The sequence below is a fragment of the Streptomyces sp. NPDC058685 genome (assembly GCF_042714725.1).
GTDB lineage: Bacteria > Actinomycetota > Actinomycetes > Streptomycetales > Streptomycetaceae > Streptomyces.
The window spans coordinates 14,159-26,612 of the sequence record NZ_JBHXSL010000027.1 but is presented as its reverse complement, the minus strand read 5'-3'; the positions used below and the strand labels follow the sequence as shown (position 1 = coordinate 26,612).

At 72.5% G+C, this 12,454-nt stretch carries 13 protein-coding genes and 1 pseudogene; 8 read left to right on the top strand and 6 right to left on the bottom strand.

The window, feature by feature from the left end; all coding sequences use genetic code 11:
- Positions 1–247: 247 nt before the first annotated feature.
- The 3 genes and pseudogenes from ACFWU3_RS21690 to ACFWU3_RS21680 all read left to right on the top strand — a co-directional run bounded on the left by ACFWU3_RS21690 (position 248) and on the right by ACFWU3_RS21680 (position 3,376).
- The gene (locus ACFWU3_RS21690) at positions 248–814 is read left to right on the top strand and encodes an HIT family protein (protein ID WP_384439886.1); all 567 of its coding nucleotides are present in this window, start codon (positions 248–250) and stop codon (positions 812–814) included.
- A gap of 189 nt (positions 815–1,003) precedes the next feature.
- Positions 1,004–2,242, top strand: a pseudogene (thrS, locus tag ACFWU3_RS21685) (threonine--tRNA ligase); the annotation flags it as partial.
- A gap of 126 nt (positions 2,243–2,368) precedes the next feature.
- A complete protein-coding gene (locus ACFWU3_RS21680; RefSeq protein WP_384439883.1) occupies positions 2,369–3,376 on the top strand; it encodes an alpha/beta fold hydrolase in 1,008 nt (335 codons plus the stop codon).
- Positions 3,377–3,398: 22 nt separating this feature from the next.
- On the opposite strand, the gene ACFWU3_RS21675 is transcribed toward ACFWU3_RS21680, so the two are convergent.
- Genes ACFWU3_RS21675 through ACFWU3_RS21665 form a run of 3 tightly spaced genes read right to left on the bottom strand, consistent with a single transcriptional unit; the run spans position 3,399 to position 5,440 of the window.
- A complete protein-coding gene (locus ACFWU3_RS21675; protein ID WP_384439880.1) occupies positions 3,399–4,019 on the bottom strand; it encodes a DNA polymerase ligase N-terminal domain-containing protein in 621 nt (206 codons plus the stop codon).
- Positions 4,020–4,056: 37 nt separating this feature from the next.
- Positions 4,057–5,070, bottom strand: coding sequence for a non-homologous end-joining DNA ligase (gene ligD / locus ACFWU3_RS21670; RefSeq protein WP_384439877.1), 1,014 nt, complete (start codon positions 5,068–5,070; stop codon positions 4,057–4,059).
- Between the two features lie 43 nt (positions 5,071–5,113).
- On the bottom strand, positions 5,114–5,440 hold the full coding sequence (locus ACFWU3_RS21665; protein WP_384439874.1) for a plasmid stabilization protein: 327 nt from the start codon (positions 5,438–5,440) through the stop codon (positions 5,114–5,116).
- 234 nt (positions 5,441–5,674) lie between these two features.
- Here ACFWU3_RS21665 and ACFWU3_RS21660 point away from each other — a divergent pair, with 234 nt between their 5' ends.
- The 4 genes from ACFWU3_RS21660 (at position 5,675) to nthA (ending at position 7,360) form a co-directional block, all read left to right on the top strand.
- Positions 5,675–6,094, top strand: coding sequence for a CBS domain-containing protein (locus tag ACFWU3_RS21660; RefSeq protein ID WP_384439871.1), 420 nt, complete (start codon positions 5,675–5,677; stop codon positions 6,092–6,094).
- 120 nt (positions 6,095–6,214) lie between these two features.
- Positions 6,215–6,496 (top strand): hypothetical protein, encoded by a 282-nt coding sequence (locus tag ACFWU3_RS21655; RefSeq protein WP_327677567.1) that lies wholly within the window; start codon positions 6,215–6,217, stop codon positions 6,494–6,496.
- On the top strand, positions 6,489–6,776 hold the full coding sequence (locus ACFWU3_RS21650) for an SH3-like domain-containing protein (protein ID WP_384439868.1): 288 nt from the start codon (positions 6,489–6,491) through the stop codon (positions 6,774–6,776). The genes ACFWU3_RS21655 and ACFWU3_RS21650 overlap by 8 nt, the downstream gene beginning before the upstream one ends.
- A complete protein-coding gene (gene nthA / locus ACFWU3_RS21645) occupies positions 6,773–7,360 on the top strand; it encodes a nitrile hydratase subunit alpha (protein WP_384439865.1) in 588 nt (195 codons plus the stop codon). Before ACFWU3_RS21650 ends, nthA begins: the two co-directional genes overlap by 4 nt.
- Positions 7,361–7,369: 9 nt before the next feature.
- Here the strand turns inward: nthA and ACFWU3_RS21640 are convergent, their stop codons facing one another.
- From ACFWU3_RS21640 to ACFWU3_RS21630, 3 genes are all read right to left on the bottom strand, one after another.
- Positions 7,370–8,380 carry a GlxA family transcriptional regulator gene (locus ACFWU3_RS21640; RefSeq protein ID WP_384439862.1) on the bottom strand — a complete coding sequence of 337 codons (1,011 nt, stop codon included), beginning with the start codon at positions 8,378–8,380 and terminating at the stop codon, positions 7,370–7,372.
- On the bottom strand, positions 8,368–9,015 hold the full coding sequence (locus tag ACFWU3_RS21635) for an HD domain-containing protein (RefSeq protein WP_384439859.1): 648 nt from the start codon (positions 9,013–9,015) through the stop codon (positions 8,368–8,370). Before ACFWU3_RS21635 ends, ACFWU3_RS21640 begins: the two co-directional genes overlap by 13 nt.
- A gap of 153 nt (positions 9,016–9,168) precedes the next feature.
- A complete protein-coding gene (locus ACFWU3_RS21630) occupies positions 9,169–10,071 on the bottom strand; it encodes a DMT family transporter (protein ID WP_384440056.1) in 903 nt (300 codons plus the stop codon).
- Positions 10,072–10,269: 198 nt separating this feature from the next.
- Between ACFWU3_RS21630 and ACFWU3_RS21625 the strand changes: the two genes are divergently transcribed.
- A complete protein-coding gene (locus ACFWU3_RS21625) occupies positions 10,270–12,447 on the top strand; it encodes an FUSC family protein (protein ID WP_384439856.1) in 2,178 nt (725 codons plus the stop codon).
- Positions 12,448–12,454 lie beyond the last annotated feature (7 nt).

Here is a 12,454-nt window from a genome sequence, read left to right as displayed (position 1 = left end):
CGGACCTGGCCGTGAGGGTGCCGGAGACCTGCACGCTGCCGACGGGGGAGCGACGGAGGCTCGCGGAATCCGACGCCCTGTTCGCCCGCTCCCTGCATCGTGTGGAGCGGGTGCGGCCACGGGTCGGTGCGGCTGGTTCCCGACCGTCCGGCCGACGGGCCGGCGCGCGACCTCGCCCGGCGGGAGAGCGCCTGCTGCTCGTTCATCGTCTCCGCGCCGGCCGTGGGCTGCGAGGATCTGACGGTATGTGCGGCGAGCCCCGGATGCCCGCTGCCTTTCCCGGACCCGGCAGAGCAGACCTGACGGAGGGGGAGCGCGGTGGGGGGCGAGTACTGAGCACAGCGAGGACGGGAGCGGTGGGGGATGTCTCGCGTGCGATCTGATCGCCGGTACCGAGCCGCTGCCGGGCGGGACGATCGGCAGGACCGGTCACTGGACCGTCGAGCACTGCGTCGGACCGCTCGGCCTGGGCACCCTGGTGGTCAAGCCGCTCCGGCACGTCGTGCACGTCGCGGACCTCACCGCCGAGGAGTCCGCCGAACTCGGCCCGCTGCTGCGCCGGACCAGTGAGGCCGTCACCGCGGTGACGAGTCCCGAGCAGGTCTACGTATGCCTCTGGTCGCACGCCGGCCGCGTACCCGGCCACATCCACTTCGTCGTCCAGCCCGCCCGCGCCGATGACCTGGCCCGGCACGACGCGTACGGTCCCGGGCTCCAGGTCGCGATGTTCGCAGCCGGCCGTGTACCCCGCGTGGCGGACGTGGCGGACGTCTGCGACCAGTTGCGCGCTGCCCTGGCCGGGCCGGCCCGGTGACCCCTGGTGCGAGGGACACGGAAAATCGTGGGCCCCGAGCCGCTGTGCCTGCTAGCGTCCGGGGCATGAAGCGCGCCGATGTGACGACGACGCCGGAGAGTGTCCCGGCGCGCTGACTGCTGACCCAAGCCGAAGCCCCGGGGCGAGTGCCCCGGGGCTTCGCCGTGCGGTCACTCGCTCCCTTTCCGCGAGGAGACCGCCATGCACGACCACCGCAGGCTCGGACGTGAACTGGACCTGTTCGACACCGACCCGCTGATCGGCGCCGGTCTGCCGTACTGGCTGCCCGACGGAGCGGTCGTGCGGCATGCGCTGGAGGAGTACATCCGCGGCGCCGAACAGCGGGCCGGCTACCGGCATGTGTACTCGCCGGTGCTCGGCAAGCGGGAGCTGTACGAGATCTCCGGCCACTGGTCCCACTACAGCGAGGACATGTTCCCGCCCATGGACATCGGAGGGGAGCAGGTGGTGCTGCGTCCGAGCCTGTGTCCCCACCACGCGCTCATGTACCGGTCCCGACCGCACAGTTACCGCGAGCTGCCCCTCAGAATGGCGGAACTCGGAGGCATGTACCGCTCCGAACTCTCGGGTGTGCTCGGCGGGCTGACCCGCGTGCGGGCCATCCATCTCAACGACGCCCATGTCTTCTGCACCCCCGATCAGGTGGCCGAGGAGGCACGGGCTGCTCTGGAGCTGATCCGTGAGGCGTACGACGTCCTCGGCATCCGGCCCGTCCGCTACCGGCTCTCGCTGCCCGGCGGGGGCGGGAAGTACGTGGCGGACCCGGGGATGTGGCAGCGGGCGGCCCTGCTGCTGCGGGAGGTGCTCGACGTGTCGGGCGTGCGGTACGAGGCCGTCGAGGGCGAGGCGGCGTTCTACGGCCCCAAGATCGATGTCCAGGTCGCCGACGGCGCCGGCCGGGAGGCGACCCTGTCGACCGTGCAGATCGACTTCCACCAGCCCGAGCAGTTCGATCTGCACTACATCGGCGCCGACGGCGCGAAACACCGCCCGGTCATGGTCCACCGCAGCATCATCGGCAGCGTGGAGCGGGCCGTCGCGCACCTCATCGAGTTGTACGGCGGCGCCTTCCCGGCCTGGCTGGCACCCACCCAACTGGTCGTCCTGCCGGTGACCGACGCACAGGTGCCGCGCTCCGCCGAGGTGGTGCGGCGGGCCGTCGAACAGGGGCTGCGGGCCGATCTGGCGGGGCCGGAGCAGGGCAGTCTGGGTGCGCGGATCAGGGCCGCCCGGCTCGTCCCGCACCAGGCGGTGATCGGCTCCGAGGAGGCTGCCGACGACCTGGTCGCCCTGCGGCTTCGGGACGGACGCCGGCTGAAGGCACTGCCCGCGGACGAGGCCCTGGCCCGTCTCGGCGCACTCGTAGCGGATCGCAGCCGCGAACTGTGGGACACCCCCGGCGAGTAGGCGGGCGGCCGGTTTGCCGGATCGGCAACATCCGTCGCACCGCCGCCCTCCGCCCCGGCATGATCGTGGGCAGCGGCGGCGGTGCTGACGGCCGCCGACAGAAGCAGTCGTTCCAGGGGAGGAACCATGTCGCAGCCCAACGGCACATCCGCGCCGCCGGCCGATGAGGCCGTACACCGTCTGGTGGATGTTCCGGGTGGCCGTATCCACCTGGTGGAACAGGGGAGCGGACCGCTCGTCCTCATGGTCCATGGCTTCCCCGAGTCCTGGTACTCCTGGCGCCACCAGCTTCCCGCCCTGGCCGCCGCGGGGTTCCGCGCCGTCGCCATCGACGTCCGCGGCTACGGACGTTCCTCGAAGCCCCGCGCCGTGGACGCCTACCGGATGCTCGCCCATGTCGCCGACAACGTCGGTGTCGTCCACGCCCTGGGCGAGGAGACCGCGACGATCGTCGGGCACGACTGGGGCTCACCCATCGCCTCCAACTCGGCACTGCTGCGCCCCGACGTCTTCACCGCCGCCGCCCTGCTCAGCGTGCCGTACGCACCGCGGGGCGGCGGGCGGCCGACGGAACTCTTCGCCCAGTTCGGCGGGGCGGCCGAGTTCTACATGAGCTACTTCCAGGCGCCGGGCCGCGCCGAATCGGAGATCGAGCCCGATGTACGCGGCTGGCTCGCCGGGTTCTACGCCGCGCTCTCCGGCGACACCGCGCCGTCGGGCGGCGACGGCAGCCTGTTCTTCGTCCCGCCGGGGGCGCGACTGCGCGACCGCTTCACCGACGATGTCCGGCCGGCCTGGCTCACCGAGGCCGATCTCGACGTCTACGCCGCGGAGTTCGAGCGGTCCGGGCTGACCGGAGGGCTCAACAGGTACCGCAACATCGACCGCGACTGGGAGGACCTCGCAGCCTGGGACGGCGCGCCGCTCACCCAGCCCTCGCTGTTCATCGGCGGCGAACGCGACGCGTCCACCGCCTGGCTGGCGGACGCCATCAAGGCCTTCCCCGCGACGCTGCCGGGCCTGGTCTCCTCGCACATCATCGAGGGCTGCGGCCACTGGATTCAGCAGGAACGGGCGGACGAGGTCAACCGCCTCCTGGTCGACTGGCTGACGACGGTGCACCGGAGCGCCTGACGCCGCCCGCGCCCGCCGGGCGTCAGGACCGGTCGCTCTCCCACCGGTCGGCGTCCGGGTCGGCGGCGATCTGCCCGAGCGTGCGGCCGCTGCGGGCGGAGCGGGCCCGGTTCGGGTCGGGCGCGTCCCGGTCGGAGGCATGGGTGTCGTTCCGCTTCACCAGCATCCATGCCTCGCGGTCGTCGTCGCCGTCCCCGCCGCGGAACCGCGTGAGCGCGTACCCTCCGCGCAGTTTGCGGCCGTCGAGCCAGAATGAGGCATGGCCCTTCTCCAGGGCCTTCTCGAACTCCTCCGGGCTGCCCTTCGGCCGGTACGTGCCCTCGTCCCAGATGATCACCGTGCCGCCGCCGTACTGCCCCTCGGGGATGACGCCCTCGAAGTCCCGGTAGTCCAGCGGATGGTCCTCGGTCGGCATCGCGAGGCGCTTGTCGTGCGGATCGTGCGAGGGCCCCTTGGGGATCGCCCAGGACTTCAGCACGCCGTCGACCTCCAGCCGGAAGTCGAAGTGGACGCTGCGCGCGTCGTGCAGCTGAACGACGAACCGGGGGGCCGGTCCGGACGACGGGGCACCGCCCTGCGGCTCTCGGGTCCTGTCGAAGTCCCGCTTCCTGCGGTACTCCGACAGTTCGTCCTTCCCGGCCATGTGAGCCGCCTTTCCTGTGCGGGCCGTGCCGGCCGTGTCAGCCGGCCGCCGGTTCTTCCCTGACCACGTCGGCCGGTTCCTTGTCGTCGCGCAGCCCGAGGAACCGGGGGTGGCGCAGCATGCCGTCCCGCGTCCACTCGGTGAACCCGACCTGCGCGACGAGCCGCGGCTCCACCCAGTGCACGCCCCGCTCGCGGATCACCCCGTCGAAGGGGGACTGCCGCCGCCCCAGGCCGTCCAGCGTTCCGCGCAGCCGGTGGAGTGCGGCCTGGTCGTAGCCGGTGCCCACCTTCCCCGCGTACCTCAGGTCTCCGTCCGCGTAGTAGCCGATCAGCAGAGCGCCGAAGCCGACCCGGCTGCCCGCCGGTTCGGTGAATCCGCCGATGACGAACTCCTGCGCCCGAGCGCACTTGAGCTTCAGCCAGTCGGGTGAACGCCGCGGCAGGTACGTCCCCTCGGCCCGCTTGGCGATGAGGCCCTCCCAGCCCCGGGCGCACGCCTCGTCCAGCTCGCGCTGCCCACCCTGGTTGCGGTGCGGTGTGAAGCGCACGGGGGGAGCGAAGTCCAGCGCACGCCGCAGCAGGGACTTGCGCGTCCGCAGCGGCAGACGCCGGAGATCCTTCCCGTCCAGCGTGAGCAGATCGAAGAGGTAGTACGTCACCGCGACCCCGCTCGCGCGTGCCTTCCGCGGGTCGGTCAGCTGCATGCGCTGCTGGAGCCTGCCGAAGTCGGTGCGGCCGTGGGAGTACGCGACGATCTCGCCGTCCACGGTGAAGTCCTCGCACGACTGCGCGGCCAGCGCCTCCACCAGTTCGGGATAGCTGTTGTTCATGGCGCGGCCCGTGCGCGACAGCAGTCGCGTGCCGTCGGGGGCGCGGACGGTCAGCGCCCGGATGCCGTCGAGTTTGCGCTCGAAGACCCAGGTGTCGTCGAAGACGCGGCGGTCGCTGAGCACCGCCAGCATGGGGTGCGTCGCGAGTTCGCCCCCGGAGGGGGCGGGGCTCAGCAGACGCTGCTGCGCGGCGGGAAGCGCGTCGAGGAGGCCGCTCATGGGAAGCGTGCGGAGTCGGGGCCGCGCGTCGCGGCCCGCGGACTCAGCGGCCGACGGCCCTGGCCAGCTGGGCCTTCGTCATCGAGGACCGTCCCTCGACGCCCTTCTTCTTCGCCTCGGCGTACAGCTGGTCCTTCGTGGGCCCCTGCGCACCGCTGTGCGAACGCTCGCCGCCACGCTGGGAGGCGGACTTCCTGTCCTGCGTGGACGTCCTGCTCGCCGTCCTCGCCTCGCCGGAACGCGCGCGCTCCTTGTTCACGGTGCGTGCGGCGATCTCCTCGGCACGGCCGGTGGAGGCGCCGCGCTTCTCGGCACCCTCCTTGATGTGCTCGTACTGACGCTCGCGCTGGGGGCTGGAACCTCGCGGCATGGCCTTCTCCTCGTACTCCTTGTGCGTCCGATTCCCGTGGTGCGCCGGTCCGCGCGGCCGAACGCCACGCTCCGGTACGGGCCGTCGGTACCCGGATTCCGGCCGGGAACACACCCACTTTCCACCGATTGGTGTGTTCGTGCACCGTGAGCGTGGCGTCGATCCTGGCGGGTACCCGAGCGGCGGAACCGGCGACCGCGGGCACGCGGTCGTCCGTCGGAGGAGGACTGTGAGATGACACAGAAGGTTCGCGAGATCATGACCGGCCCGCCGGTCACCGTCGGCGCTCTCACCGCCGTCAGCGAGGTCGCGCACCGGATGCGGGACGCGGACATCGGCGCCGTCCTCGTCATCGACGGGGACCGGCTGCGCGGCCTGGTCACCGACCGGGACCTGGTCGTCAGGGTGATGGCAGAGGGGCGGAACCCCGACGACACCACCGCACAGGAAGCCTGCAGCGACGAACCGGTCACGGTCGCCGCCGACGACGACGTACTGCGCGCCGTGCAACTGATGCGCAAGCACTCGCTGCGCCGGCTGCCCGTGATCGACGGCGGGAAGCCCGTGGGCATCATCGGCCTCGGAGATCTCGCCATCGAGCGCGACCCCACATCGGCGCTGGGGGACATCAGCTCCACTCCGCCGAACGACTGACCCCGCGGCCCGGGCGGGACGGCAGCGCACTGTCACGGCGTGGGCCGCCGCGGTCACCGTGCTCGGTCCGGCTCCGTGGCCGGCCGTGTCCCGCGCCACCGGAAGTCCTAGGCTGGTGCCATGGCCAGGATCAACGACGTCGGCGGCATGGAGGGCTTCGGCCCCATCGACACCACCGACGACACCGAGCCCTTCCACGCGGACTGGGAAGCCAGGGTCTTCGCACTGAACCGCGCCCTGGTCGCGGGCAACGTCTTCAACCTCGACGAGTTCCGCGACGCCGTCGAATCCATGCCGCCGTCCGACTACTTGGCAGCCTCGTACTACGAGCGCTGGCTCCACGCCATCGTCGCCCTCCTGGAGGCCAAGGGTGTCATCGAGGCCGGTGAGCTCGATGACTGACACCGCCGACCGCTTCGTGCCCGGCGCGCGCGTGCGGACGATCCACCACGACCCGCCGCACCACACCCGGCTCCCGCGCTACGCCCGCGGCAAGCCGGGCACCGTGGTCGAGCCCGAAGGCCGGTCCCCGCTCGCCGACATCCGCTCCCAGGGCCGCGACGACGCCCCGGTCGAGCAGGTCTACGCCGTACGCTTCGCCGCCCGCGAGCTGTGGGGCACAGGCGACCACCACGTGGTGCTCGACCTGTCCGAGAGCTATCTGGAGGACGACCGCCCGTGACCGGAACCCACACCGACGCGGCCGTCTCCCGTCGCGTACGCCGCCTGGAAACACTTCTCGAAGAGCGCGGCGTGATCGCGGGCGCCGCCCTGGACGAGGTCATCGACGCCTTCATGAGCGAGGCCTCACCGGCCAACGGGGCCAGGGTGACGGCCCGCGCCTGGACCGACCCGGCCTTCCGCGCCCGGCTGCTCGACGACGGCACCGCGGCCGTCGCGGAGCTGGGATTCGCGGCCGGGGGAGTGCAACCGCAGCGCCTGCGCGTCGTCGAGAACACCGCCGACACGCACAACGTCATCGTCTGCACACTCTGCTCCTGCTACCCGATCCGGCTGCTCGGTCCGTCCCCGAGCTGGTACAAGAGCGAGGCATACCGGTCCCGGGTGGTCCGTGAACCCCGTTCCGTACTGGCGGAGTTCGGCCTCCACCTGCCGCCGGAGACCCGGATCACGGTGTGGGACTCGACCTCGGAGACGCGGTACATGGTCCTGCCGCGTCGGCCGCAGGACACCGACGGGCTCTCGGAGGAGGAGCTGGCGGCCCTGGTGTCGCGCAACGCGTTGATCGGCACGGCGTCGATCTGACCCGGCGCATCAGGAGAGCCGCTGACCACGGGACTCCGTGACAGCCGTCGTACGGAACCGGGCGCGGTAGACCGTGGGGGAGACACCGAGCGTCTGCTGGAACGTACGCCGCATCGTCTCCGCGGACCCGAAGCCCGAACGGCCGGCGACCTCCTCGACCGGATCACTGCTCGCCTCCAGCAGCGCCTGGGCGGCCTCCAGACGCACCGATTCCAGATACTGACCCGGCGTCATTCCGATCTCGCTGCGGAAGAGCCTGGTCAGGTGCCGTGCGCTGACGCCCGCATCGCGGGCCAGCGAGTCGAGACCGTACGGTGCGCCGGGGTCGGCCCCGACGGCGTCCATCACACGGCGCACCACGGGGTGCCCGGACTCGCGGGGCGTGAGGCGCGCGCTGAACTGGGACTGTCCGCCCGGCCTGGCCATGAACACCACGAGCTCGCGCGCGACGTCCCGGGCCACGTCCGGCCCGTGGTCCTCCTCGACCAGCGCCAGCGCGAGATCGATCCCCGCGGTGACACCGGCCGATGTGACCACGTTGCCGTCCCGGACGAAGACGGGATCCGCCTCCACCCGCACGTCGGGGTAGGCGGTCGCCAGCTCCCCGGCGAGCTGCCAGTGGGTCGCCGTACGCCGCCCGTCGAGCACTCCGCTCTCCGCCAGGACGAACGCGCCCGCGCACACGGACGCGACCCGCTTCGCGCGGTCCGCGAGCCCGCCGGCGAACGCGACGAGATCCCGGTCAGCGATGGCTCGGCGCCAGTCCTTCCTGCCGGGCACGAGCACCGTGCCGACGCGTCGCGGCAGGCTCTCCGGCCCGCCGTCCACCCCCACCCGCACCCCGGACGACGTGCGCACATCGGCACCGGTGGTGGAGACGATCCGGACGTCGTACCGCGCGCCGTAGGCGTTGGCCGTGGTGAACACCTCGGCCGGGCCCGTCACATCGAGCAACTGCACCTCGTCGAACGCCACCACGGCCACCACATGAGGCGCCGGGCCGCCGGTCACTCCGGCCACGGGGAGTCGAGGATCGTACGGACGAAGTCACCCCGCTGGAAGCCCGGTACGTAGTGTTCGAGCACATCGGCCTTGACGTTGCCGAACGTCGTCTCCGGCTTCGGCCGGATCCCGTCCGTGAACGCCGCCAGGATGCGCTGCTTGAAGTCGGGGCGCGGATGCAGCGCCACGACGGCCGCGCGCTCCGCGTCGGAGAGATCCGCGTAACCGATGCCCAGGACGTCGTACTCGACGCCCGCCGTCACCAGCGCGACCTCGGGCTCCATGAACTCGGGAATCCCCGGGGTGGTGTGCAGGGCGATCGCCGTCCACACCCGCCGGATGCTGTCCTCCGGGACCTGCCGCGCCGCCAGGAAGCGCCGTGCCTCGTCCGCGCTGTCCACCTCGAAACGCCGCCCGCTGGACCGGAAGCGCTCGCCGAGGCCCAGGTCGTGGAACATCGCGCCGACGTACAGCAGCTCGGGATCGAAGGACAGGTCACGATTGCGGCCCTGGAGGGCGGCGAAGAAGTACACACGGCGGGAGTGGCCGTAGATCAGCTCGTCGGTCGTGTCGCGCACCAGCTCGGTCGCCTCACGGGCGAGCCGGGTGTCCGGAACGCTCACTCCGGCGAGCGCGGGAGAGGTGGTCGTCATCGCTGTCACAGACCTTTCGTCATCGGCGTGCCGGTCGGTCCGACGACTCCAGCTTCGACGGCCGCCGTCCGCGCCGCCATGGCTGTGGGGCCGGGCAACCCACAGATACGGACATCTCTCCCGGCGAGCCGGCTGTACCGCGGGCCGTCGTCCTCAGGGGGCTTCCGTGGCCTTCTCCGACTCCGAGTCGTCCGGGGCCACGACGGAACGGGTGAGCGGGATCCGGGAGAGTGCGAGGACTCCAGCGGCGATCAGCGCCACACCGCAGAGCTGGGGCAGCAGCCACCAGCCGGAGCGGATCTCCTCCTCGTACAGGGTGATGCCGAGCGCCAGACTGACCGCCGCGTCCCCGAGGGTGAGCGCGGGCTGGGACGCCACCAGCGGGCCGGCCTGCATCGCGTTCTCCAGCAGGAAGAGCGCGCAGACGCCGGCCGCGGCGAAGCCGTAGGTCTGCCAGGCGGTGAAGAACGCCGTGATCCCCTGGTCGTCGAGAATGTGCATCGACGCCTTCATCAGCGCGGCCGTCAGGGCGTAGCTGATCGCGGTCGCCCCGCCCAGACAGGCCGCACGCGCGCGGCCCTCGGGACGCTTGAGCCCGGCCAGGGCGAGGACGACGACCGCCCCCACGCACACGGCCAGCGCGGGAATCCAGCGGTCCAGCGCCACATGGGTGCGGTTGCCGGTCGGGGCCGCGGAGGCCAGCGCGACCACCAGACCGCCCACGACGACAGCCACGGCCAGCCAGCCCGTGCGCGGCAGATGCCGGTGCATCAGCAGGGAGGCGACGACGAGCGTGAGCGGCAGTTCGAGGACGAACAGCGGCTGCACGATCGTGAGCGGCCCGGTCGCCAGTGCCAGCGCCTGGCAGACACCGGCGGCGATCACCGCGAGGATCCCGGCCAGCCAGACGGGACGCCGCAGCAGATCCAGCATCAGCCCGGCGCGAAGCCCCTCGGACCGCGGCACCGTGAGCGCGGCCTTGCGCTGGAGAACGGTGGCGACGGCGTTGCTGAACGCCGCGCAGAGCGCGAAGACGACCGGGAGCAGGGTGTGCAGCGTGACGGGCCTCCAGAGGACGGGCGAGGCGCGCCCCGCCGGTGGTCTCCTGCCATGGTCACCTCGGTCGGGCCCCTCGCGCGATCCGGACGCGTCCGGGCTGCGGACCGTTGATCACGAGCCGACAATGGGACGAGGGCGCCCGGCGGGCCGTGCGTGGCGCCCACCGGCGGTGCCGCGGCTGAGAGGAACGTGCCCATGCGCGTGCCGAGGGCGGACCGTACGACGATCGTGCACCGCGCCGTCCGGGTGAGTGCCGCGTCCTGCGCCGGGTTCTACCCGTTCGTCTACGCGGTGGACCGGCCCGCGGTCGCGCTGTACGCCCTGTTCGCCCCCGTGGCGCTCGGCATGCTCTCTCCGATCCCCGGGTCCGGACGCGTCCGGGCCGGGGTGATCCTGCGGGCACTGCCCGTCGGCCTGGTGCTCGTCACCCTGGGCACCGTCCTTGCCGTGGAGACCTGGGCGGCGGTCGCCGGCATGCTCGTCGTCGGCTTCCTCCTGGCCTTCGCGGCCGTCGGCGGACCACTACCCGCCGGAGCGGCGCCCGGACTCCAGCTCTTCTACATCCTTGCCTGCTTCCCGCCCTACGCGCCGGAGGCCCTGGGCCAGCGGCTGGCGGGCCTGACCCTCGGCGTCCTGCTGCTCGCGGCCTGCGAGGTCCTGCTGCTGCCCGCACCGGCCACCGTCTCCTACCGGAAGCTCCTCGCCGATGCCGTGGACCTCGCCGGCCGAGCCGCGGCCACCGCCGACCCACCGGCCGGCCGAGCCGCCCCCGAAGCCGACCCACCGGCCGAGCGCGAGTCGACAGCCGCCGAGACACCGGCCGTGCGGCGGTCCGTGGCGGACGAGATGTCGCCCGAGAAGCTGCGGGAATTCGGCGGGCGGCTGCGGCTGTCCCGGCTGCCGACCGCCGAGCGGCCGGCCGGCGCAGGCCGCAGGGACCGCGCCCTCGCACAGGCCAGCGGTGCCGCGCGCAGGCTCCTCGTACAGCTGGCACGGTTGCGGGACGCCCCCGCCTCGGTGGACGCTGCCTCGGCCGCGATGCTCGACCGTGTCGCGGCCCTCTGTGCCACCGCCGCGACCGCGCTGCGCGGCGGACAGCCGATGCCTGCGTACGGGATGATGGGGCTCGGCGCCGCGATCGACGAGTTCCAGGCGGTACGGACGGCGCAGACGACGAATCCGTCCGAGGCCGCGCCGCCTCTTCAGGTACTGCGCCGACAGGCCGCGGTTCTCGCGATCGCCGAGTCCGCCCGGATCCTCGAGACGTCGGTCCGTATCGGTCTCGACGGCAGGCGTACTCCGGGCGTCCAGCCGCAGGAACTGTTCTGGTACGCCGGTCTCACGTCCGCCCGCCTCTGGTGGCGGCGCGTCGCCGGCAACACCACCCTGCGCTCGGTCCAGTTCCAGAACGCCGTGCGGATCGCCCTCGGTCTGGGAGCAGCCCGCCTGGTGGCCGGCTCCCTCGACCTCACCCACGGCTTCTGGGTGCTACTCGCGGTGCTCACCCTGGGCCGCACGACGGCGACGGAGACCTGGTCGGCAGTGCGCTCGGCCCTCATCGGCACCCTCGTCGGCGCCACGGCGGCGGGGGCGCTGCTCCTCGCGGTCGGACACCACACCGACGCGTACGCCGTGGTCCTCGCACCGGCCATGCTTGCCGCGTTCGCCCTCGGGCCGATGCTGGGAGTCGCCTGGGCGCAGGCGCTGTTCACCCTGGTGGTGTCGGCCGCCTTCGCCCAGATCGCCCACGTCTCCTGGCAGTTGGCCGAGGTCCGGCTCATCGACGTGATCACCGGCAGCGTCATCGGGCTGCTGTGCGGGCTCCTCGCCTGGCCCACGGGCGCCCGGCGGGAGGTGCACAGGAACATGGCCGAGCTGCTGCGCGCGGCGGGTCCGCTGATCCCCGCGACCGTGCGCGTCCTGCTGCCGGCGGGCCCGGAGCCGCAGCCCACGACGCTCCCCGCGCTGCACCGGCTGCGGCTCGCGGAGGCGGCGTACCTCCAGTTCGAGAGCGAGCCCGGGCAGCGCCCGGCGGCCGGCACGGACTGGCACGCCGTGCTCATCACCGCGAACGACATCCTCCTCGGCGTCCAGCTGCTGCCGCGCTTCGACCCGCCTGCGGCCGCGGGACGGCCGGACGACGTGGCATGGGCGCGGGCGGTCGCCGACCGGCTGGAGCTCGCCACCGACCGGATCGCCACGCTCTGCGCAGGTGAGGGGCCGCCGCCTCCCGACGGCCCGCCCACCGGTCTGTCCCTCGAACCGCGCCACGGGCGGCCGCTCCCGCTGCTGATGGACCTGGAGCACTGGCTGAGGGTCCTCGCCGCCGAACTCGCCCACATCGAGAAATCGGTGGCCGCCCAGGTGGACTGACGCCCTA